Origin of the sequence: Halomonas sp. THAF12, from assembly GCF_009363675.1 — a bacterium.
Taxonomy (GTDB): Bacteria; Pseudomonadota; Gammaproteobacteria; order Pseudomonadales; family Halomonadaceae; genus Halomonas; species Halomonas smyrnensis.
The window spans coordinates 1,933,399-1,952,455 of sequence record NZ_CP045399.1 but is presented as its reverse complement, the minus strand read 5'-3'; the positions used below and the strand labels follow the sequence as shown (position 1 = coordinate 1,952,455).

Here is a 19,057-nt window from a genome sequence, read left to right as displayed (position 1 = left end):
GGACCATCGCGAGGACGCGGTAAACCCATCCCTGGGCGCTTCTTTTGACGTTCCTGTCAAAAGAACCTCGCTTCGCCTTGTCCCCGGCGCTCATCTGCCAGCGAGCATCGTACCTCGTACCCGACTCACCGATTGCGCTGTCGGGCCTCGATCTCGGCGCCGCGCTCGGGGTCGACCCACCAGGCGTCGAGGTCGAGATTGTACTCGGGGAAGGGCTCCTTCCAGCCGAACTTGTCCCAGACCGCGATGCGGGTGCTGTCCAGATGCCACTGCGGAATGACGTAGAAACCCCAGCGCAGCACCCGGTCGAGGGCCCGGGCGGCGGTGTCCAGCGCCTCGCGGCTGTCGGCGGCGATCAGCTCGTCGACCAGGGCGTCGATCGCCGGGTCGGCCAGGCCGATCAGGTTGCGGCTCTGCGGCGCGTCGGCGTACTCGCTGCCCCAGAACTCGCGCTGCTCGTTGCCCGGGTTGGCGGACTGCGGGAAGCCGCCCACCACCACGTCGAAGTCGAAGCGGCGCAGCCGGTTCAGGTACTGGTTGACGTCGACGATGCGGATGTCGCCCTGCACGCCGAGCCGCGCGAGGTTGCGCAGCAGCGGCTGCACGACGCGTTCGAACTGGGTGTCGTAGAGCAGGACCTCGAAGGCCAGCGGCTCGCCGGTCTCGGCGTTGACCAGGGTGCCGTCCTCGCGGTTCTCGTAGCCGGCGGCATGCAGCAGGCCGAGGGCCTCGCGCAGGCGGCCGCGCATGTCATCCGGCCGCTCCACGGGCAGCGGTTCGTCGAACACCCGCTCGGGCAGCGCGTCGCGCCAGGGCTCGAGCAGGGCCAGTTCGGCCTCGCCAGGCAGGCCCTCGGCGGCCATCTCGGAGTTCTCGAAGTAGCTGTGGGTCCGCTCGTAGGCGCCGTAGAAGAGGTTCTGGTTGAGCCACTCGAAGTCGAAGACCAGGTTCATGGCCTCGCGCACGCGCACGTCCTGGAACACGTCGCGGCGGGTGTTCATCACGTAGGCCTGCATGCCGGCGGGCTGGCCGTCCGGCACCTCCAGGCGCTCGACGAAACCGTCGTCGGCGGCCGGGAAGTCGTAGGCGGTGGCCCAGTTGCGTGCGCTGGACTCGATGCGCATGTCGAGGTTGCCGGCCTTGAAGGCCTCGAGCGCCACGGTCTGGTCGCGATAGTAGTCGTAGACCAGCCGGTCGATGTTGTGGCGGCCGCGATTCACGGCCAGGTCGCGGCCCCAGTAGTCGTCGACCCGTTCGTAGACGATGCGTCGACCGGGGTCGACCTCGGCGATGCGGTAGGGGCCGGAGCCGAGCAGGGCGTCGCGGGTCGGTCGCTCGAAGTCGCGACCGTCCCAGTAGTGGGCCGGCAGGATCGGCATCTGGCCGAGGATCAGCGGCAGCTCACGGGATTTGCTGTCGGCCAGATCGATATGCACGGTGTCCTCGTCGACCGCGCGGACATCGCGCACGTCGGCGTAGTAGGCGGCGTAGAACGGCTGGCCTAGCTCGGTGAGGGTGTCGAAGCTGAAGATGACGTCTTCGGCGGTGACCGGCTCGCCGTCGTGGAAGCGGGCATCGGGATCGAGGTCGAACTCGATCCACTGGCGGTCCGGGTCGAGGCGAATGCCCTCGGCCAGCAGCCCGTACATGGTGAAGGGCTCGTCGGGGTTGGCCACCATCAGGGTATCGTAGATGGCATTCAGGCCCGAGGCCGGGGTGCCCTGGATGATGAAGGGATTGGTGGAATCGAAGCTGCCGCTGGCGCCGCGGGTCAGGGTGCCGCCCGTGGGCGCGTCGGGATTGACGTAGGGGAAGTGGTCGAAACCCGCCGGCAGCGCCGGGTCGCCGTAGAGCGCGAGGCCATGGCGGGTGGGCACGTCAGCCGTGTCCGCGGCCAGGGCGGGCGTCGCCGCCAGGGCCGCCGTCAGCAGGACGATCGATCGCATCGGTCAGCATCCTTGTACCAGGTCGGGGGGCGATGGCCCCCCTGATCATCTACCGGAAAGTGTCAGCTGCTGGCCGGGTTGTAAAGCGTTGGGGCTGTCGAGGCCGTTCCAGCGGGCCAGGTCGGCGACCGCCACGGCGTGCTCGGAGGCGATGCCGGAGAGGGTGTCGCCGCGCCGCACCACGTGGATCTCTCCCGCGGCGCCGCCGCTCGGGGCGGTGCTTTCCAGGGCCGCCAGCAGCGGTTCGGCATTGTCGACGGGCACCAGCAGCTCGCTGACCTGGCCGGGATGGGCGGTGTCGCCGCGCATCCCGGGGTTCAGTGCGGCCAGCTGGCCGGTCGGCACGCCGGCCAGCTCCGCGGCCTCGCCGAGGCGGACGGTGCGCGTCACCGGCACGCGTTCGAAGGCCGGCGTGCCCTCGATCTCGGGCAGCGTCACGCCGTAGCGCTCCGGCTCGCCGACGATGGCGGCGATGGCCAGCAGCTTGGGGACGTAATCCATGGTCTCGTTGGGCAGGTCGAGATCCCAGTAGTCACCCCGCTTGCCCTGGGCCAGGGCGCGGCGCTGGGCGCGGTTCACGGTGCCGGCCCCGGCGTTGTAGGCGGCCAGCGAGAGCTCGATGTTGCCCTCGTACCACTGGTCGGCCTGGTACTCGATGTAGTCCAGCGCGGCCTCGGTGGAGCGCACCACGTCCAGGCGGCCGTCCCAGCTGCCGGAGCGGTTCAGCCCCAGGGCATCGCCGGTGCGCGGCATGATCTGCCACAGGCCGGCGGCGCCGAAGTGGCTGCGCGCCTCGGGGTCGAAGGAGCTCTCGACGAAGGGCACCAGGGCGATCTCGCCGGGCAGGCCGCGGTTCTCGACCCGCTCGAGGATCCACGCCAGCCAGGGGCGCGCGCGCTCGGCGATCTCGGCGACGTTGTGCGGCTTGGCGCTGTATTCGTCGATCCAGTGCTGAACCCGGGCGTGGCCGGCGCCGTTCTGCCACTGATCCTTCCACTGGAAGGTGTCGCGCAGACGCGACCAGGCGTCGGCCGGCTGCAGCTGCAGGTGGCTCCAGAAGGTGCGCTGGCCCTCCGGTTCGCCGCGGTGAACCGGGGCGAAGCTCGGGGTATCGGCGCCCATCTGTCCGGCGGGCAGGGTCGATGCCTTGGTGTAGGCGCCGGCGATCAGGGCGCCGGTCATGGCGATCGTGCTGGCGAATCCGAGGAGTCGCCGGCGCGATGTGTGATAGGTCATTCAGGGCCTCCGGGGCGGGCGTTGCCGTCCGTGAATCAGGCGGGCAACGCGAGTTGCCGGGTGGGTCTCAGAAGTCGTCTTTCCAGCCGCGCAGGGTGGCGAAGGTCGTCACGGCGTCGGTCGTGTCGCCCTGGGGGGCGGCGGCCCGACGCACACCGGCGTCCTCGCAGCGCAGGAAAGGGTTGATGCGCCGTTCCCGCCCGATGGTGCTGGGCAGGGTGGGGCGCTCGAGCTCCCGGGCCCGCCGGCACTCCTGCTCGGCGGCGTCGATGTCGGGGTTGTCCGGGTCGGCGGCCTTGGCGAAGGCGAGGTTCGCCAGGGTGTACTCATGGGCCGCGAAGACCAGGGTGTCCTCGGGCAGCGCCGTGAGGCGCGCCAGCGAGGCATGCATCTGTTCGGGGGTTCCTTCGAACAGGCGTCCACAGCCGGCACTGAACAGGGTGTCGCCACAGAACAGCAGCGGCGGAATGCCGGCGGTGAAGAAAGCGATGTGATCCAGGGTATGCCCCGGGACCTCGATGATCTCGAACAGGCGCCCGATCACCCGAACCTCGTCACCGGCGCCGACGCGTTCGTCGATGCCCTCGATGGCGGGGTTGTGCGGTCCGATCACCCGCGGCGAGTAGCGCTGGATCAGCTCGGGCAGCCCGCCGACGTGATCAGGATGATGATGGGTGACGAGAATGCTGCCGAGGGTCAGTCCCTCGCGCTCCAGGGTCTCGATCACCGGGGCGGCATCACCCGGATCCACCACGCAGACCTCGGGGCTCGTGTCCTGCCGCAGCATCCAGATATAGTTGTCGCTAAAGGCGGGAATCGGTGTCACGCTCAACATGGGCTCGGGGTCCTCGCGCCGGGTCGGTGATGTCCGAGGCCGGTGGCGCATTGAATCGGGTCTGTGCAAAATCGAGTACTCTGGAGAGATGAACGGATCATGTCAAATTCGCAGGAGGCGATGCGCATGGCGCGGCTGGTGCGAGAGGGCCGCCATTACTGGGCCGGCGCCGCCGGGCAGGGCGTGTGGCAGGCCCAGCGCGCCTGCCTCGGCCCGCTTTGCGAGCGCTGGTTCGGCCCCCACGGGCTGGAGCTCGGGCTGGCGCCGAGCCTGGCCGACATGTGTCCGGTGCGTCATGCACTGCGCTGGTCGCCGACCCGGGAGCTGGCCGCCGACGAATCCACCCTGGTATGCCCCCTCGATGCCCTGCCGCTCCCCGACGGCTGCCTGAGCCTGGTGGTGGTGCATCACCTGCTCGAGATCGCTCCCGATCCTCACCATCTGCTTCAGGAGGCGGCCCGCGTGACCGCCGACGACGGCCATCTGATCCTCTTCGGCTGGCATCCCTTCGGCCCCAGTGGCTGGCGGCGCTGTCGGCCCGCCCGGCGGCGGCAGCTGCCCGGCCGCGGACGCTGGCGCACGCCCGGGCGGCTCGCCGACTGGTTGGCGTTTGTCGATTTCGAGGCCCGCCGGGTAGACTATTGCGGCTTTCGCCTGCCCGGCAGTCCGGCCCGGAACGCCCGGCTCGAGACCCTCGGGCGCCGGTACAACCTGCCGCTGGGCGACAGCTACATGATTCATGCGCGGCGCCGGTCCCAGCTGGTCCAGCCCGGGCGCGGCCGGGTGGTCTTTCCGACGCCGCTGGCCGGCTCGGCGCTGGGCAACGTATCCGGCCGGTCCGCCACCGACGAAGGTAAGCAAGGGTGACAGACCAACCACAGTCAGGGGCGTTGCCCGACGTGACGATCTATACCGACGGCGCCTGCCGCGGTAATCCCGGCCCCGGCGGCTGGGGCGCGCTGCTCTGCAGCGGCCCTCACGAGAAGCCGCTCAAGGGCGCCGAGGAGAAGACCACCAACAACCGCATGGAACTGATGGCCGCCATCATGGCGCTGAAGGCGCTGACCCGGCCGTGCCGCGTCGAGCTGTGGACCGACTCGGAATACCTGCGTCGCGGCATCACCGAGTGGATTCACGGCTGGATCAAGCGCGGCTGGAAGACCGCTTCCAAGCAGCCGGTCAAGAACGCCGAACTGTGGCGCGCCCTCCACGAAGAGGCTCAGCGTCACCGCGTCGAGTGGCACTGGGTCAAGGGTCACAGCGGTCATCCCGGCAACGAGCGCGCCGACAGCCTGGCCAACGAGGCCATCGACGAGATGCAGGCCAAGGCCTGATGCTCGCCCAAGAACGCCGATTTCCCCACAGGTAACGCCCCATGCGTCAGATCATCCTGGATACCGAGACCACCGGCATCGACCCCCGCGACGGCCACCGTCTGATCGAGATCGGCGCCGTGGAGATGGTCAATCGCCGGCTGACCGGCAACACCTATCACCAGTTCATCAATCCGCAGCGCAGCATCGATGCCGAGGCGGTGGCGGTGCACGGCATCACCGATGAGCGGGTCGCCGACGAGCCGCTGTTCGCCGAGATCGCCGACGAGTTCTGGGCCTTCATCGAGGGCGCGGAGCTGGTGATCCATAACGCGCCCTTCGACGTGGGCTTCATCGACCACGAAATCGGCCTGCTGAACCAGGCCCGCGGCGAGCCGCGTCTGGGCCCGGTGGCCGATCATTGCCGCATCCTCGATACCCTGCAGATGGCCCGGGACAAGCATCCGGGCCAGCGCAACAATCTCGATGCGCTGTGCAAGCGCTACGACATCGCGAACGGGCACCGGGTGCTGCACGGCGCCCTGCTGGATGCCGAGATCCTGGCCGACGTCTACCTGGCGATGACCGGGGGCCAGACCGCCCTGTCGCTGGACGCCAGCGCCGGTGACGGCGACGAGTCCGCGGCCAGCGGCGGGTTGAACATCCGTCGGGTGGCGCTGACGCCGGGCAGCCTGACGGTCCAGGCGCCGGACGAGGCCGAGTGGCAGGCCCATCGCGACAAGCTGGCGACCGTCCGCGAGGCCGGCGGCGAATGCCGCTGGGACACCCTGGAGGGGTGGCCGGGTCGGGAGACCTCCTGATGCTGCGTCGCGAACTGCCCCATGAGGAAACCGCGGGTCGGGTGATTCGCCTGGCCCGGGGGCGCATCGCCCCGGGCACAGACGGCGGTCCGCTGCAGCCGTGGCAGCCCTGGACCCCGGCCATGCAGCCGATGTGCTGGTGGCACGACGCGCCGGTGGCGCTGTCGGTGGAGGAGACGCCCGGCGACGACTGGATCGAGGGGCGGGAGTGGCTGGCGCGGCTGCCGGAGTCCTGGTTCGCGCTGGTCTCCACCGCGCTGCAGGTCGGCGCCTGGCTGCGCCATCATCGCTTCTGCGGCAGCTGCGGCGCGCCGGCCTCGCGGCTCGACCACGAGTTCGCGATGCACTGCGAGCGCTGCGGGCATCGCAACTATCCGCGCATCTCGCCGTGCATCATCACCCTGGTGACCCACGGCGAGTCGCTGCTGCTGGCGCGCAGTCCGCGTTTCCCCCCGGGGCGCTACTCGACGCTGGCCGGCTTCATCGAGCCGGGCGAATCCGCCGAGGAGGCGGTGCACCGCGAGGTATTCGAGGAGGTGGGGCTGACGGTGGGGCGGCTGCGCTACTTCCAGAGCCAGGCCTGGCCCTTCCCGCACTCGCTGATGCTCGGCTACTTCGCCGAGGCGGCCAGCCGGCGCATTCGCATCGACGGCCACGAGATCAGCGACGCCGCCTGGTACTCGCCGCGTCGGCTGCCGCAGCTGCCGCCGCCTCACTCCATCTCGCGGGCGCTGATCGAGACGCACCTGGCCGAGGTCGGCGTGCGGCCTTGAGGCGAACTCGCCCGCCCTCGGCTCAGTCGCGGCGGGGAAACAGGCCGCCGAGCTTGGTCGCCAGCATGACGTTGCCGGTGGCCTTGAGGCGGCCGCTCATGACGGCGCTCATGCCGCTGATCTCGCCGCTCATCACGCCCTTGAGGGTCTCGGTGCTCAGGCTCAGGCTGACCGACGGCTCCTCGTGAACGCCCTCCTGAACGTCCAGCGTGCCGTCGCGCACCACCAGGTGATAGTCGCCGGCGTCGCTGAAGTGAAACTGGAACACCTCGTCCATGCCGCGGGCGGCCTCGGGATCGAAGCGGGCATGGAGCTTGTCGAGGGTGCTGTCGGACATCGGGGGTCTCCGGAGACGTGAAAGATCGATCCGCGAGAGTAGGGAAAAGCGTCGGAGCCATCAAGCCGGTCGGCTTGTCGCGGCGCCCGCCGCTGGGCAGGATGAGGGGCAGCCCTGCGGCGAATGACGCCGCGAAGGATGGACACTTCGAAGGAGAGACACGGTGAACGAGTGGCTGACGGATTTCGGCATGTTCCTGGCCCAGCTGGTGGCGGTGGTGGTCATCGTGGCCCTGGGCGTGATGGTGGTGATGCGCTCGCGCGGCGGCGAGAGCGAGCGGACCCGGCTGCGGGTCGAGGAGCTCAACGGCGATCGCCGTCGCCGCCGTCGCCGACTGCAGCTGGCCGCCAGCGAGCCCGGTGCGCGCAAGCGGCTGCAGAAGGCCTTTCGACGCGATGACAAGGCGCGCGGCAAGCACAAGGACGATGCCGGCGGCGACGTCGCCGGGACGGTCTGGGTGCTGGACTTCCACGGCGACCTGAAGGCCAGTGCCACCGGGCGTTTCGCCGAGGAGGTGTCGGCGGTGCTGGACGTGGCCGGCGAGAAGGACGAGGTGGTGGTGCGCCTGGAGTCGCCCGGTGGGCTGGTGCACGCCTACGGCCATGCCGCCGCCGAGCTCGACCGCCTGCGTCAGGCGGGGCTCTCCACCACGGTGTGCGTCGACAAGGTGGCGGCCAGCGGCGGCTACCTGATGGCCTGCTGCGCCGACCGGCTGCGGGTGGCGCCCTTCGCGGTGCTGGGCTCGATCGGGGTGGTCGCCCAGGTGCCCAACCTGCATCGCCTGCTCAAGCGCCACGACGTCGACGTGGAGGTGCTGACCGCGGGCCGCTACAAGCGCACCCTGACGGTATTCGGCGAGAACACCGAGGAAGGGCGCGAGAAATTCCTGGAAGACCTCGAGAACGTGCACGGGCTATTCAAGCATTATGTCGCCGAGCGTCGCCCGGACCTGGACATCGAGGCGGTGGCCACCGGCGAGAGCTGGTACGGCCAGCAGGCGTTGCCCCGGGGGCTGGCCGACGAGATCGGCACCAGCGAGGCCTATCTCGTCGAGCGCATGAAAGAGGCGCGGGTGGTCTCGTTGCGCCTGGAGCGTCGCCAGCCCCTGGCGGCAAGGCTGGGTCTGGCGGTGTCCGACGGCGTGGAACGTGGCGTGGAGCGGGTCGTCGAGAGCCTGGAGGCGCGCGGCTGGCAGAAGCGCTGATCCTGCGGGGCCTCGGTGTCAACCGCTTCCCGGTCTCAGTGGTTCCCCAGTTCCATTCCGGCGAGGGCCGACAGCAGGATCCTCGCCCGGTCGCCGTTGAGCGAATAGTAGATGGTCTGCGACGCGCGCCGGGTGCTCACCAGGTTCTCGCGTCGCAGGATGGCCAGATGCTGGGAGAGGGCGGACTGGCTCAGCGCCAGCTGGTGGTTGAGCTCCGTGACCGACAGCTCCTGCCCGTCCAGCAGGCACAGGATCCTCAGCCGGTTGTCGTTGGCCATCGCCTTGAGCAGGGCGCTGGCCCGGTCGATGACGTCATCCCCGTCGTGCAGCAGGCCATCGGCCTGGGCTTGCGAAGTGCTCATGATGTATCACCTCTCATGCTGCCAAGGCAGCCGATGGCGGTCGTCTCTTGCCGATGGGCTGTCGTCATGACGTCTCCCGGCAAGCCCTGGGTGTTGTGATGGTGCGTGCCCGCGGTGGCCCGTTACGTCACGTCTTTTCTGATTCAGTCATTTCTCAACTATAGTTCAGGGCGGCCGGCGTGGCCGTGTTGGTGCGCTTGATGCGTCATGTTTGTCGACAACGTGGCGCGATGTCTCGTCCATTTGTCGAATTTCTCCCTTGGTATGAGGGTTTTGGGGTTGGTGTTGTTCTAGTGTGTCAACAATCGAGGCGACATTCACTGAACAGGCAGGCCCCATGTCCACATATCGCAGCGAATATCAGCGTTCCATCGAGCAGCCGGAGGCCTTCTGGGCCGAGCAGGCGAGGCGCCTGCCCTGGATCACCCCGCCGACGCGCATCCTCGAGTATGACGATCAGGGCCATGCCCGCTGGTACGGCGACGGTGAGCTCAACCTCTGTCATGCGGCCCTCGATCACCACATCGAGCAGGGTCGCGGCGATCAGGACGCACTGCTGTGGGACTCGCCGGTCAGCGGCGACAAGCGGCGCTACACCTATGCCGAGCTGCGCGAGCGGGTGGCGCGCTTCGCCGGGGCGCTGCGGGAGCTCGGCGTCGAGCAGGGCGATCGCGTGGTCATCTATTTGCCGATGGTGCCGGAAGCGCCGATCGCCATGCTGGCCTGTGCCCGGCTGGGGGCCGTGCATTCGGTGGTGTTCGGCGGCTTCGCCCCCCACGAGCTGGCGGTGCGCATCGAGGACGCCGAGCCCAGGGTGGTGATCGCGGCTTCCTGCGGCATCGAGGTCGACCGGGTGCTGCCCTACCAGCCGATCGTGCGCGAGGCGCTGGCGCAGAGCGCCCATCGCCCCGAGGCCTGCGTGATGCTGCAGCGCGAGCAGTGCCCGGTCGAGCTCGGCGAGGGCGAGCATGACTGGGCGACGCTGGAGGCCGCGGCGGCGCCGGCCGAGTGCGTGCCGGTCCGGGCGACCGATCCGCTCTATGTGCTCTATACCTCCGGCACCACCGGCAAGCCCAAGGGCGTGATGCGCGATACCGGCGGCTATGGCGTGGCGCTGCACTATTCCATGGAGGCGGTCTACGACATGGCGCCGGGCGAGGTGTTCTTCTCGGCCTCGGACGTGGGCTGGGTCGTGGGCCATTCCTATATCGTCTACGGGCCGCTGCTGCGCGGCTGCACCACCGTCGTGTACGAGGGCAAGCCGGTGCGGACCCCGGATGCCGGGGCCTTCTGGCGGCTGATCGCCGAGTATCGGGTCAAGGCCTTCTTCACCGCGCCGACCGCCTTCCGGGCGATCAAGAAGGAGGATCCCGAAGGGGGGCACCTGAAGGACCACGACATCTCGTGCCTCAAGGCGCTGTTCCTGGCGGGGGAGCGACTGGACCCGCCGACCTTCCACTGGCTGAAGGGGATGCTGGATGTGCCGGTGGTCGATCACTGGTGGCAGACCGAGACCGGCTGGCCGATCGCCGCCAACCTGCTGGGGCTCGAGCCGATGCCGGCCAAGGCGGGGTCGGCCACGGTGCCGGTGCCGGGCTTCGACGTGCGCATCCTCGATCGCAGCGGCCACGACGCGCCGGCGCTGGAGCAGGGCAGCGTGATGATCAAGCAGCCGCTGCCGCCGGGCTGCCTGTCCGGCATCTGGCGTGATCCCGAGCGTTTTCACGCCGCTTACATGGCGGCCTTCTCGGGCTACTACCTGACCGGCGATGCGGGCTATCTGGACGAGGACGGCTATCTGTTCATCATGGGGCGCACCGACGACGTCATCAACGTGGCCGGGCATCGTCTCTCCACCGGCGAGATGGAGGAGGTGGTGGGCGGCCATCCGGCGGTGGCCGAGTGCACGGTGATCGGCATTCACGATGCGCTCAAGGGTCAGGTGCCGGTGGGGCTGGTGATCCCCAAGGACGGCTTCGACGGCGACGAGGCGACCCTGGAGCGCGAGCTGGTCGAGCGGGTGCGCGAGATGATCGGTCCGGTGGCCTGCCTCAAGCAGGTGCTGGTGGTGGATCGCCTGCCCAAGACCCGCTCCGGCAAGATCCTGCGCAAGCTGCTGCGTCACATCGCCGACGGCGAGGCCTATGGCGTGCCCTCGACCATCGATGACCCCGCAAGCCTCGCCGACGTGCACGATGCCATGGTGGCGCGCTCGCTGGGCAGCGCCGAGCAGGCACGGCAACAGTAGGGCGGCGCGCCGAGGCGGGTTTGGCCCCCGGCGAACGGGCGCGTATAATTCGCGACCGTTCGCCGGGGTACCGGCATGCCATTCGATGAGGGTTCCCTCACCCCTCCCGCCAAAAAGGTGTTCCATGTTCGCGCTTACCGCCGCCCAGACCCGCCGCTGCCTGACGTGGCTGGTCGCCTTTCATATCCTTGTCATCACGGCCAGCAACTACCTGGTGCAGCTGCCCTTCAGCCTGTTCGGGCTGCATACCACCTGGGGCGCGTTCAGCTTTCCCTTCATCTTCCTCGCCACCGACCTGACCGTAAGGCTGTTCGGCAAGGAGCCGGCTCGGGCCATCATCCTGCGGGTGATGTTTCCGTCACTGGTGATCTCCTATGTCGTCTCGGTGGTGTTTCCGCGCGGCGGCTTCGCCGGGCTGGAGGCGCTGGGTGAGTGGAACCTGTTCGTGGCGCGCATCGCCCTGGCCAGCTTCATGGCCTACGTGCTGGGCCAGCTGCTCGATGTCACCGTCTTCGATCGCCTGCGCCGCCTCCGGGCCTGGTGGGTGGCGCCGGCGCTGTCGACCCTGCTCGGCAATCTGGCCGATACCTTCGCCTTCTTCTCGATCGCCTTCCACCGCGGCACCGATGCCTTCATGGCCACCCACTGGCCGGAGATCGCCTGGGTGGACTACGGCATCAAGCTGGGCATCAGCCTGGCCTTCTTCCTGCCGCTCTACGGCGTGCTGCTGGGCTGGCTGACTCGCCGCCTGGTGACGCTGACCGGCGACCGCGACCTGGCGCCCGAGCAGCTCCGCTAACCCGACAAGGAGTTCACGATGACTCTCGCTCTCCATCATATCGACACCGGCGGCGACGGCACGCCGCTGGTGGTGATTCACGGCCTGCTGGGCAGCGCCGACAACTGGCGCTCGCACATCAAGAAATGGCAGGAGCAGCATCGGGTGATCGCGGTGGACCTGCGCAACCACGGCCGCTCGCCGCATGCGCCCGGCATGGGCTACGCCGCCATGGCCCGCGACGTGCTGGCGCTGCTGGAGGCGCTGGGCGTGGCCAGGGCGCATGTGCTGGGGCATTCCATGGGCGGCAAGGTGGCGATCACCCTGGCTCGGCTGGCCCCCGAGCGGCTGGCCTCGCTGATCGTCGCCGACGTCGCTCCCCAGGCCTACGGCCACGGCCACGACAACGAGCTCGGCGCGCTGCGGCGCGTGCGCGACGAGCGGCCGGCCGATCGCCGCGAGGCCGATGCGCTGATGGCGGATTTCATCGACCAACGCACCACGCGGCTGTTCCTGGCCACCAACCTGGTGCGCGGTGAGGGCGGCATGACGGTGCGCGTCGGGCTGGATCAGATCACCGAGGACTATGCGTCGATCAGCGGCGAACCGGACGGCGAGGGCGCCTTCGAGGGGCCGACCCTGGTGGTGCGCGGGAGCCGCTCGTCCTACGTGACCGATGCCATGCTGCCGGCGCTGCGCGAGGTGCTGCCGAACGCCGAGCTCGAGACCCTGGAGGCGGGCCACTGGCTGCACGCCGAGCGCCCCGAGGAGTTTCAGGCGGCGGTCAACGGCTTCCTCGCCCGCCAGCACGACTGAGGCCTTCGTCACTGTCGCGCCCCGAGCGTCGGACGCGGTCGGCCTGACGCTGCATCACTGGCGGTTCGGATCGATGGCCAGGCGCTCCACCGGCGTGGTTTCGGATACCAGGTGCTGCTGGTTGAGGAAGTGCTCGAAGTCCGCGTAGCGCTTCTCGTGCAGGGCGGCGGGGGTCAGGCTCAGGCGCCGCATGGCCTCGGGCCAGGCGGCGCGGTTGGTCGGGGTGTCGATGGCCGGTTCGGCGCGGGCAAGCAGTGCCCAGCCGGCATCGGGATGCTCGACGATCCAGGCCGTGGCCTCCTCCAGGGCCTCCACCAGTGCCACGATGGCCTCGCGCTGCTGGGCGAGATGGTCGCGGTTGGCCACCAGTATCAGGCCGTCGTAGCGCGGCACGCCCATGGATTCGGTGGTGTAGGTTTGCGTCGACAGACCATCGTCGGCCAGGGCGCGCGGCAGCAGATAGCGCACGGCGCCGATCACCCCGTCCACGCGCCCCTCGCGCATGGCCTGCTCGAGCCGGAAATGCAGGTCGGGGCTGTCCAGGGCCTCGCGGGTCAGCTCCTGATGGGTCAGCAGGCTGGCCAGCAGCACGTTCTCGGCATCCAGGTCGACGTGACCGATGCGCGTGCCTTCCAGCGCCTCGAGGCCGATGGCGTCGTCGAGCACCAGCGAGGCGAGCGGCAGGCCGACCAGCGTCGCCACACGCACCAATGGCTGGTCCTGATCGACCATCAGGTGCAGCAGCGGCTGACGGGTCAGGGCCAGATCGATCCGCGAGGTCGCCAGCAGCTTGGTGGGCACGTCGGGGTCGGCGGGCGTCTGGATCTCCACCTCCAGCCCGCGCTCCTTGAACAGGTCGAGCTCGCGGGCCACGAACAGCGCCGCGTGGCGCGGGCTCGGGTACCAGTCGAGCATCAGCGACAGATGCGTGACCGGCGGCGGCGCGATGGGCTCGGCGGGGCCCACGGCCACGGCCGGGGCGGTCGGCCGCGTGGGCGTGTCCACCGACGGGCCGCTCGGCCGGCCCTGGAAGGCGGTCAGCGGGTCCTCGATGACCGCCGGCGCGGTTTCCGATCCCAGGTCGGGGACCATGACGTCGGTACCGAGCGGCGGGTAGCCACCCTCGGGCGTTTCCGGCGCGGCATGGCCGACCGGAGACAGTCCCGGCAGGCCGAGCGCCATGACCAGTGAGGCCCAGGCGCTCGGTCGGGCCGGGCGGCGGATGAATGACAGCATGTCAGCGGCTCCAGCGATGCCCGGGAGGTGGCGATGACGGGCCCGGGCAAGGGGAAAGACGTGGTCAGTCTATCGGCGTGGGGTCCCGCCTGACCAGCGCCGCGGTCAACGTGTCGGTGCGCGTCGCGGCCGCCCGCACGCTATGAGATACTTGGATGACTTTCTGGGGCAGGATGCCATGGACACGATCAATACCCTTTTTCTGCTCAGCGGCTTCCTGATCGCGCTGAGCGTGCTGGCCAGCCGGCTCTCCACGCTGGTGGGCGTTCCCCTGCTGCTGCTGTTCCTCGGGCTCGGCATGCTCGCCGGGGAGGAGGGCGTGCTCGGCATCCAGTTCGACGACTACCCGCTGGCGTTTCTGATCGGTCACCTGGCGCTGGCGATGATCCTCCTCGACGGCGGCCTGCGCACCCGGCTGAAGACCTTCCGGGTCGGCTTCAAGCCGGCGCTGTCGCTGGCCACCCTGGGCGTGTTCGTGACCAGTGCGCTGGTCGGCGTGATTGCCATGTGGGTGTTCGGGCTCAGCCTGGTGCAGGGGCTGCTGGTGGGGGCGATCGTCGGTTCCACCGATGCCGCGGCGGTGTTCTCGATGCTCGGCGGGCGAGGCATCAACCTCAACGAGCGGGTCGGGGCCACGCTGGAGATCGAGTCGGGCACCAACGATCCGATGGCGATCTTCCTGACGCTGATGCTGGTGGAGGTGCTGGTCGGTGATATCGGCGGCTGGCTCGATACCACGCTGTTCTTCCTGCAGCAGTTCGGCGTCGGCATCGCACTGGGGCTGGGGGCCGGCTGGCTGATCGCGCGGCTGATCAGCTGGGTGGATCTGGCGCCGGGGCTCTATTCGCTGCTGGCGCTGGCGCTCGGCTTCTGCGTGTTCGGGGCGACCAGTGCGCTGGGCGGCAGCGGCTTTTTGGCCATCTACCTGACCGGCCTGATGATCGGCAACCGGCCGGGGCGCCACCTCAACTTCATTCTGCCGGTCCACGACGGCCTGGCCTGGCTCAGCCAGATCGGCCTGTTCCTGGTGCTGGGGCTGCTGGTCAACCCCAGCGAGATGATGGTCTATGCATTGCCCGCCGCGGTGGTGGCCCTGGCGCTGATCTTCGTCGCCCGCCCGCTGGCGGTGGTGATCGCCATCAAGCCGTTCTTCCGCTTCCGCTGGCGCGAAGTCGGCTTCATCGCCTGGGTCGGGCTGCGCGGCGCGGTGCCGATCGTGCTGGCGATCTTCCCGGTCATCGGCGGCGTCGAGAATGCCTCGCTCTATTTCAATGCCGCCTTCGCGGTGGTGCTGCTGTCGCTGCTGATCCAGGGCGGCTCGCTGCCGTGGATGGCGAAGCGCCTGAAGGTCGAGCTGCCGCCCAGCGTGACGCCCAAGCGGCGTGGCCCGCTGGGGATTCAGCACGACAACGACTTCGAGATGTTCATCTATCGCGTGGAGAGCTCCGATCTCGAGGAGGTGCCGATCCGTCTGCTGCGCTTCCCCTCCGGTGCGATCATCGCCGCGCTGTTCCGCGATGGCGTGATGGTGCATCCCAAGGGCAGCACCCAGCTGCAGCGCAACGACGTGTTGTGCGTGATCGGTCGCGGCGACGACCTGCCGGCGCTCAACCGGTTGTTCAACGGCGATGCCACCTTACGTCGCCAGAGTGCCTTCTTCGGCGCCTTCAGCTTCAACGGCGATGCGCGGCTGGGCGATATCGCCGATGCCTATGGCTTGACCCTGAGCCCGGGGGAGCACGACATGACGCTGGCGGATTTCATCTCGCTGCGTGTCGGCGGGCATCCGGTGGTGGGCGACGATATCGATTGGCACGGCATTCACTGGGTCGTCAACGAGATGCAGGGCAATCGCGTGACGCGGGTGGGGTTGAGGCTCTACTGACCATGGTCGTACCGCCCGATGTCGCCGGGGCCCTGTGGCGGCCCGTGCATCGGGCGGTCGGCCATTCATGTGATGGGCCGGCGTCTGGGGCTATTCTCTGGATTTGGCGATCTTCCAGGTGATGGCCGCGGCAATCAGTGATCCTCCGCTGGCCAGCCACAAGCCATACGCGACGTGCATCGACAAGGTCGTATCTCCTATCCTGGTGCATTGTTGGTGTATCGGGTGCAGGCGGGTTATCGGCACCGGCCGCGGGAAGTTGAATGAATATTCACCCAGGCCCGCATACCGCGCCCGCCGTCCTGCCCGGACACGATCGATGCGTTCGCTCAGGAACATGGTCGGCCAGCGTGGGGTCGATACCCTGACGACGACACCTAGCCATCGTTAAAAGGAACTCTCTCATGGACGTGCTTCGTATCCTGTTCGCCATTCTCCTGCCGCCGGTAGGCGTGTTTCTCCAGGTGGGCCTGGGCCTTCACTTCTGGATCAACATCCTGCTGACGCTGCTGGGCTACATTCCCGGCATCGTGCACGCGGTGTGGATCATCGCCCGGCGCTGATCGCCGATAGAGGCTAGTGGGGCAGGCGGGGGCGATGCCGATCGGCCCCGCCTGCCCCGCACGCTTTTACTCTCTTGTTCCCCTTCTTCCTTCTCTCCTCGGCTGTTTCGCTCGGCTCTTCGCTTGAGCCTTGTCCTCTTCCGCAGTCAGCGTGATCTCGCTCAGACGCCCCTGGTGTCATCAAAGCCTTTCTCGGCTTTGATGATGCCAGAAATCCCGCTAATCGCTGGTATCGCTAAATAAGCATTATCTGCGACCATAGGAAGCTAGCCTGCCAAACTGATGTCATGCCGAGGAGAGCGCATGGGACGAACCTTCGCGTATTGCCGCACCGGCGACGCCGAGCCAGATATCGATGATCAGCTGGCCTCGATCGAGGCCGCCGGGTTTCGCGTGGCGCCCTACCGGGTGATCGACGAGGCCGTCAGTGTCTCGTGGCCGGCGATGGAGCGAGAGGCCTTCAGGACGCTGGTCGAGCACAAGCTGGAGCCCGGAGACGTGCTGGTGGTGCTCCGGCTCGATCGTCTGGGGCGCGACAACATCGACGTCCGGCAGAGCATTGCCCGGCTGTCCGATGCCGGCGTGAGTGTGGTGTCGCTGGATCTGCCGGTCGGTGATCTGACCGGCGGCGAGGGCGAGTTGATGCACCAGATGTTCGATGCCTTCGCCGAATTCGAGCGTGTGCGCTTCAGCGAGCGGACCCGGGAAGGACTGGCGCGGGCTCGGGGGCAGGGCAAGAAGCTCGGTCGCCCCGTTGCCATCGACACCACCGAAAGGGTGCAGGCACTCAAGGCGGAAGGGCTCAGTCAGTCGGCCGCGGCGGCGCGCTCCGGGTTGAGTATTGCCACGATCAAGCGGCACTGGAACCGGCGCCTCGCGAGCGTGGGATAGCGGCATAACGTGTCGCTTACGCCGCGTCTCGTCTCGAGGCAGGATGCGATAACACATTGATCGCATGAAACTCTTGACCAAAACAGAAAGATTGGTAATATATGCGCCGTGAGCCGGAGGGATGGCAGAGCGGTTGAATGCACCGGTCTTGAAAACCGGCGTAGGTGAGAGCCTACCCAGGGTTCGAATCCCTGTCCCTCCGCCACCTTATTCTCAAGAATCAAGCGCCTTCGGGCGCTTTTTTCGTTTCAGGACTCCTCCAAATCCTGCGTCGGCAGTTTCCCTGCCACATGAGGGCGAGTGACGTCTCGCGGCCGCATGATCCGAGGCATCGAGCGCCGCCGCGCCGTCCGCGAAGACGTATCGCGCCGATCGGCCAAGCCTTCCGCGGGCCAGTCCGCTCAGGCGGCGGGCTTCATGCGCCTGCGATGGGAAAGAATCGATGATGGCCTAATGGTGGTGTCTCCTTCACGTCAGAGATGCCGCCTGGCTTTGCCGACGCTTCCCGAGGCGGCAGTGTCGTATCGCGCATGTTACCGTCGAGTGGGCCATCGAGCCCCAGGCGTGTCGCCGCAGGGTGACAAGCGTGATCGGTTCAAACTTGCGTCACCACCGTCCAGGCGGCATGCTGTTAAGCATCGCCAAGATCAACCACACGGAGCTTTGGATCGATGGCTTACCAAGACACGCGAATGACGACGCAACAGACGAGTGCCGTCAGCGCCAATAAGGTCCTGCGCAACACCTATGGCCTGCTGGCGATGACCCTGCTTTTCTCCGCCGTCACGGCCGGCGCCGCCATGGCGCTCGGCGTCCAGCAGATGAACATCTTCATCTTCTTCATCGGCGCCTACGGGCTGATGTTCCTGGTGCACAAGACCGCCAATTCCGCCATGGGCCTGCTGGCGACCTTCGCCTTCACCGGTTTCATGGGCTTCACCCTGGGGCCGATCCTCAGCGCCTACCTGTCGCTGCCCAACGGTGCCCAGTTGATCATGACCGCGCTGGGGCTGACCGGCCTGACCTTCTTCGGTCTTTCCGCCGTGGCGCTGGTCACACGCAAGGACTTCAGCTTCCTGGCCAACTTCCTGATGGCGGGTGCCATCGTGCTGGTGCTGGCCATGCTCGCCGGGCTGTTCTTCCAGATCCCGGCGCTGTCGCTGATGGTCTCCGCCGGCTTCGTGCTGTTCGCCTCCGCGACCATCCTCTATCAGACCAGCGAGATCGTGCACCGGGCCGGCGAGACCAACTACATTCTCGCCACCATCACCCTCTATGTGTCGATCTACAACCTCTTCATCAGCCTGCTGTCCCTGCTCGGTATCATGAGCCAGGATTGACGCCAGCCACGGCGATGCGAGAATTGCTGGCCCCGCTTCGGCGGGGCCAGCCTGTTTCTGAGAGGATGATATGCGCTACGCGATCCTGCTGATGGGGGCTCCCTACAGCGATCAGGCCAGCCACTCGGCGCTGCGATTCGCCCGGGCACTGCTGGCGCGGGGACACCGCCTGGAGGCGGTGTTCTTTTACCACGACGGGGTCTACAACGCCGCCCGCCTGTCGGCGCCGCCCCAGGACGAACCGCATCTGACCGATGGCTGGGTGGCGCTGCACGTGACGCACGGCGTGGCGCTTCAGGTGTGCATCGCCGCGGCGCTGCGTCGCGGCCTGATGGACGAGCGCGAGGCGGCTCGCCACGGCAAGGCAGGGCACAGCGTCGAGGCGCCGTTCGAACTGACCGGCGTCGGGCAGCTGGTCGACCTGAGCCAACGTTGTGACCGGCTGGTGACCTTCGGGCCCTGAGGGAGAGTGT

Annotated in this window: 19 protein-coding genes and 1 tRNA gene; 14 read left to right on the top strand and 6 right to left on the bottom strand. The window is 68.0% G+C overall.

The features are described from left to right. Positions 1 to 125: 125 nt before the first annotated feature. The 3 genes from FIU88_RS09100 to gloB all read right to left on the bottom strand — a co-directional run bounded on the left by FIU88_RS09100 (position 126) and on the right by gloB (position 4,017). The gene (locus FIU88_RS09100) at positions 126 to 1,946 is read right to left on the bottom strand and encodes an extracellular solute-binding protein (RefSeq protein WP_152478987.1); all 1,821 of its coding nucleotides are present in this window, start codon (positions 1,944 to 1,946) and stop codon (positions 126 to 128) included. Positions 1,947 to 1,991: 45 nt separating this feature from the next. Continuing rightward, the gene (locus FIU88_RS09095) at positions 1,992 to 3,182 is read right to left on the bottom strand and encodes a transglycosylase SLT domain-containing protein (RefSeq protein WP_152478986.1); all 1,191 of its coding nucleotides are present in this window, start codon (positions 3,180 to 3,182) and stop codon (positions 1,992 to 1,994) included. Between the two features lie 67 nt (positions 3,183 to 3,249). Next, positions 3,250 to 4,017 (bottom strand): hydroxyacylglutathione hydrolase, encoded by a 768-nt coding sequence (gene gloB / locus FIU88_RS09090; RefSeq protein WP_152478985.1) that lies wholly within the window; start codon positions 4,015 to 4,017, stop codon positions 3,250 to 3,252. 99 nt (positions 4,018 to 4,116) lie between these two features. On the opposite strand from gloB, the gene FIU88_RS09085 reads away from it, so the two are divergent. The 4 genes from FIU88_RS09085 to nudC are packed head-to-tail and all read left to right on the top strand — an operon-like array spanning position 4,117 to position 6,924. Beyond that, complete coding sequence (locus FIU88_RS09085; protein ID WP_172977688.1) at positions 4,117 to 4,884, top strand: methyltransferase domain-containing protein; 768 nt, start codon at positions 4,117 to 4,119, stop codon at positions 4,882 to 4,884. Beyond that, the gene (gene rnhA / locus FIU88_RS09080) at positions 4,881 to 5,351 is read left to right on the top strand and encodes a ribonuclease HI (protein ID WP_026068417.1); all 471 of its coding nucleotides are present in this window, start codon (positions 4,881 to 4,883) and stop codon (positions 5,349 to 5,351) included. The genes FIU88_RS09085 and rnhA overlap by 4 nt, the downstream gene beginning before the upstream one ends. Before the next feature lie 41 nt (positions 5,352 to 5,392). Continuing rightward, positions 5,393 to 6,151: a DNA polymerase III subunit epsilon gene (gene dnaQ / locus FIU88_RS09075; RefSeq protein ID WP_016854974.1), complete on the top strand. Its 759-nt coding sequence runs from the start codon at positions 5,393 to 5,395 to the stop codon at positions 6,149 to 6,151. Continuing rightward, positions 6,151 to 6,924, top strand: coding sequence for an NAD(+) diphosphatase (gene nudC / locus FIU88_RS09070; RefSeq protein ID WP_152478984.1), 774 nt, complete (start codon positions 6,151 to 6,153; stop codon positions 6,922 to 6,924). Before dnaQ ends, nudC begins: the two co-directional genes overlap by 1 nt. Before the next feature lie 22 nt (positions 6,925 to 6,946). Here the strand turns inward: nudC and FIU88_RS09065 are convergent, their stop codons facing one another. Continuing rightward, positions 6,947 to 7,261, bottom strand: coding sequence for an SCP2 sterol-binding domain-containing protein (locus FIU88_RS09065; RefSeq protein WP_016854972.1), 315 nt, complete (start codon positions 7,259 to 7,261; stop codon positions 6,947 to 6,949). A 163-nt stretch (positions 7,262 to 7,424) separates the two neighbouring features. Between FIU88_RS09065 and sohB the strand changes: the two genes are divergently transcribed. After that, positions 7,425 to 8,465: a protease SohB gene (gene sohB, locus FIU88_RS09060; RefSeq protein WP_152478983.1), complete on the top strand. Its 1,041-nt coding sequence runs from the start codon at positions 7,425 to 7,427 to the stop codon at positions 8,463 to 8,465. A 35-nt stretch (positions 8,466 to 8,500) separates the two neighbouring features. Here sohB and FIU88_RS09055 read toward each other — a convergent pair whose 3' ends face one another. After that, complete coding sequence (locus FIU88_RS09055) at positions 8,501 to 8,827, bottom strand: helix-turn-helix transcriptional regulator (RefSeq protein WP_152478982.1); 327 nt, start codon at positions 8,825 to 8,827, stop codon at positions 8,501 to 8,503. A 295-nt stretch (positions 8,828 to 9,122) separates the two neighbouring features. On the opposite strand from FIU88_RS09055, the gene FIU88_RS09050 reads away from it, so the two are divergent. The 3 genes from FIU88_RS09050 (at position 9,123) to FIU88_RS09040 (ending at position 12,669) form a co-directional block, all read left to right on the top strand. Further along, the gene (locus FIU88_RS09050) at positions 9,123 to 11,075 is read left to right on the top strand and encodes a propionyl-CoA synthetase (protein ID WP_301339533.1); all 1,953 of its coding nucleotides are present in this window, start codon (positions 9,123 to 9,125) and stop codon (positions 11,073 to 11,075) included. A gap of 124 nt (positions 11,076 to 11,199) precedes the next feature. Continuing rightward, positions 11,200 to 11,874, top strand: a complete 675-nt coding sequence (locus FIU88_RS09045) for a 7-cyano-7-deazaguanine/7-aminomethyl-7-deazaguanine transporter (protein WP_152478980.1) — start codon at positions 11,200 to 11,202, stop codon at positions 11,872 to 11,874. Between the two features lie 18 nt (positions 11,875 to 11,892). Continuing rightward, positions 11,893 to 12,669 carry an alpha/beta fold hydrolase gene (locus FIU88_RS09040; RefSeq protein WP_152478979.1) on the top strand — a complete coding sequence of 259 codons (777 nt, stop codon included), beginning with the start codon at positions 11,893 to 11,895 and terminating at the stop codon, positions 12,667 to 12,669. 54 nt (positions 12,670 to 12,723) lie between these two features. Here the strand turns inward: FIU88_RS09040 and FIU88_RS09035 are convergent, their stop codons facing one another. Then, positions 12,724 to 13,905 (bottom strand): ABC transporter substrate-binding protein, encoded by a 1,182-nt coding sequence (locus FIU88_RS09035; protein ID WP_152478978.1) that lies wholly within the window; start codon positions 13,903 to 13,905, stop codon positions 12,724 to 12,726. A 178-nt stretch (positions 13,906 to 14,083) separates the two neighbouring features. Between FIU88_RS09035 and FIU88_RS09030 the strand changes: the two genes are divergently transcribed. From FIU88_RS09030 to tusD, 6 genes are all read left to right on the top strand, one after another. After that, positions 14,084 to 15,790, top strand: a complete 1,707-nt coding sequence (locus FIU88_RS09030; RefSeq protein WP_152480178.1) for a potassium/proton antiporter — start codon at positions 14,084 to 14,086, stop codon at positions 15,788 to 15,790. A gap of 404 nt (positions 15,791 to 16,194) precedes the next feature. Then, on the top strand, positions 16,195 to 16,353 hold the full coding sequence (locus FIU88_RS09025; protein ID WP_016854964.1) for a YqaE/Pmp3 family membrane protein: 159 nt from the start codon (positions 16,195 to 16,197) through the stop codon (positions 16,351 to 16,353). 303 nt (positions 16,354 to 16,656) lie between these two features. Then, complete coding sequence (locus FIU88_RS09020) at positions 16,657 to 17,244, top strand: recombinase family protein (RefSeq protein ID WP_152478977.1); 588 nt, start codon at positions 16,657 to 16,659, stop codon at positions 17,242 to 17,244. Between the two features lie 115 nt (positions 17,245 to 17,359). After that, positions 17,360 to 17,449: transfer RNA gene (locus FIU88_RS09015), tRNA-Ser, on the top strand. Positions 17,450 to 17,915: 466 nt separating this feature from the next. After that, positions 17,916 to 18,584, top strand: a complete 669-nt coding sequence (locus FIU88_RS09010; RefSeq protein ID WP_026068415.1) for a Bax inhibitor-1/YccA family protein — start codon at positions 17,916 to 17,918, stop codon at positions 18,582 to 18,584. Between the two features lie 70 nt (positions 18,585 to 18,654). Then, complete coding sequence (gene tusD, locus FIU88_RS09005) at positions 18,655 to 19,047, top strand: sulfurtransferase complex subunit TusD (protein WP_152478976.1); 393 nt, start codon at positions 18,655 to 18,657, stop codon at positions 19,045 to 19,047. The last annotated feature ends 10 nt before the right edge of the window (positions 19,048 to 19,057 follow it).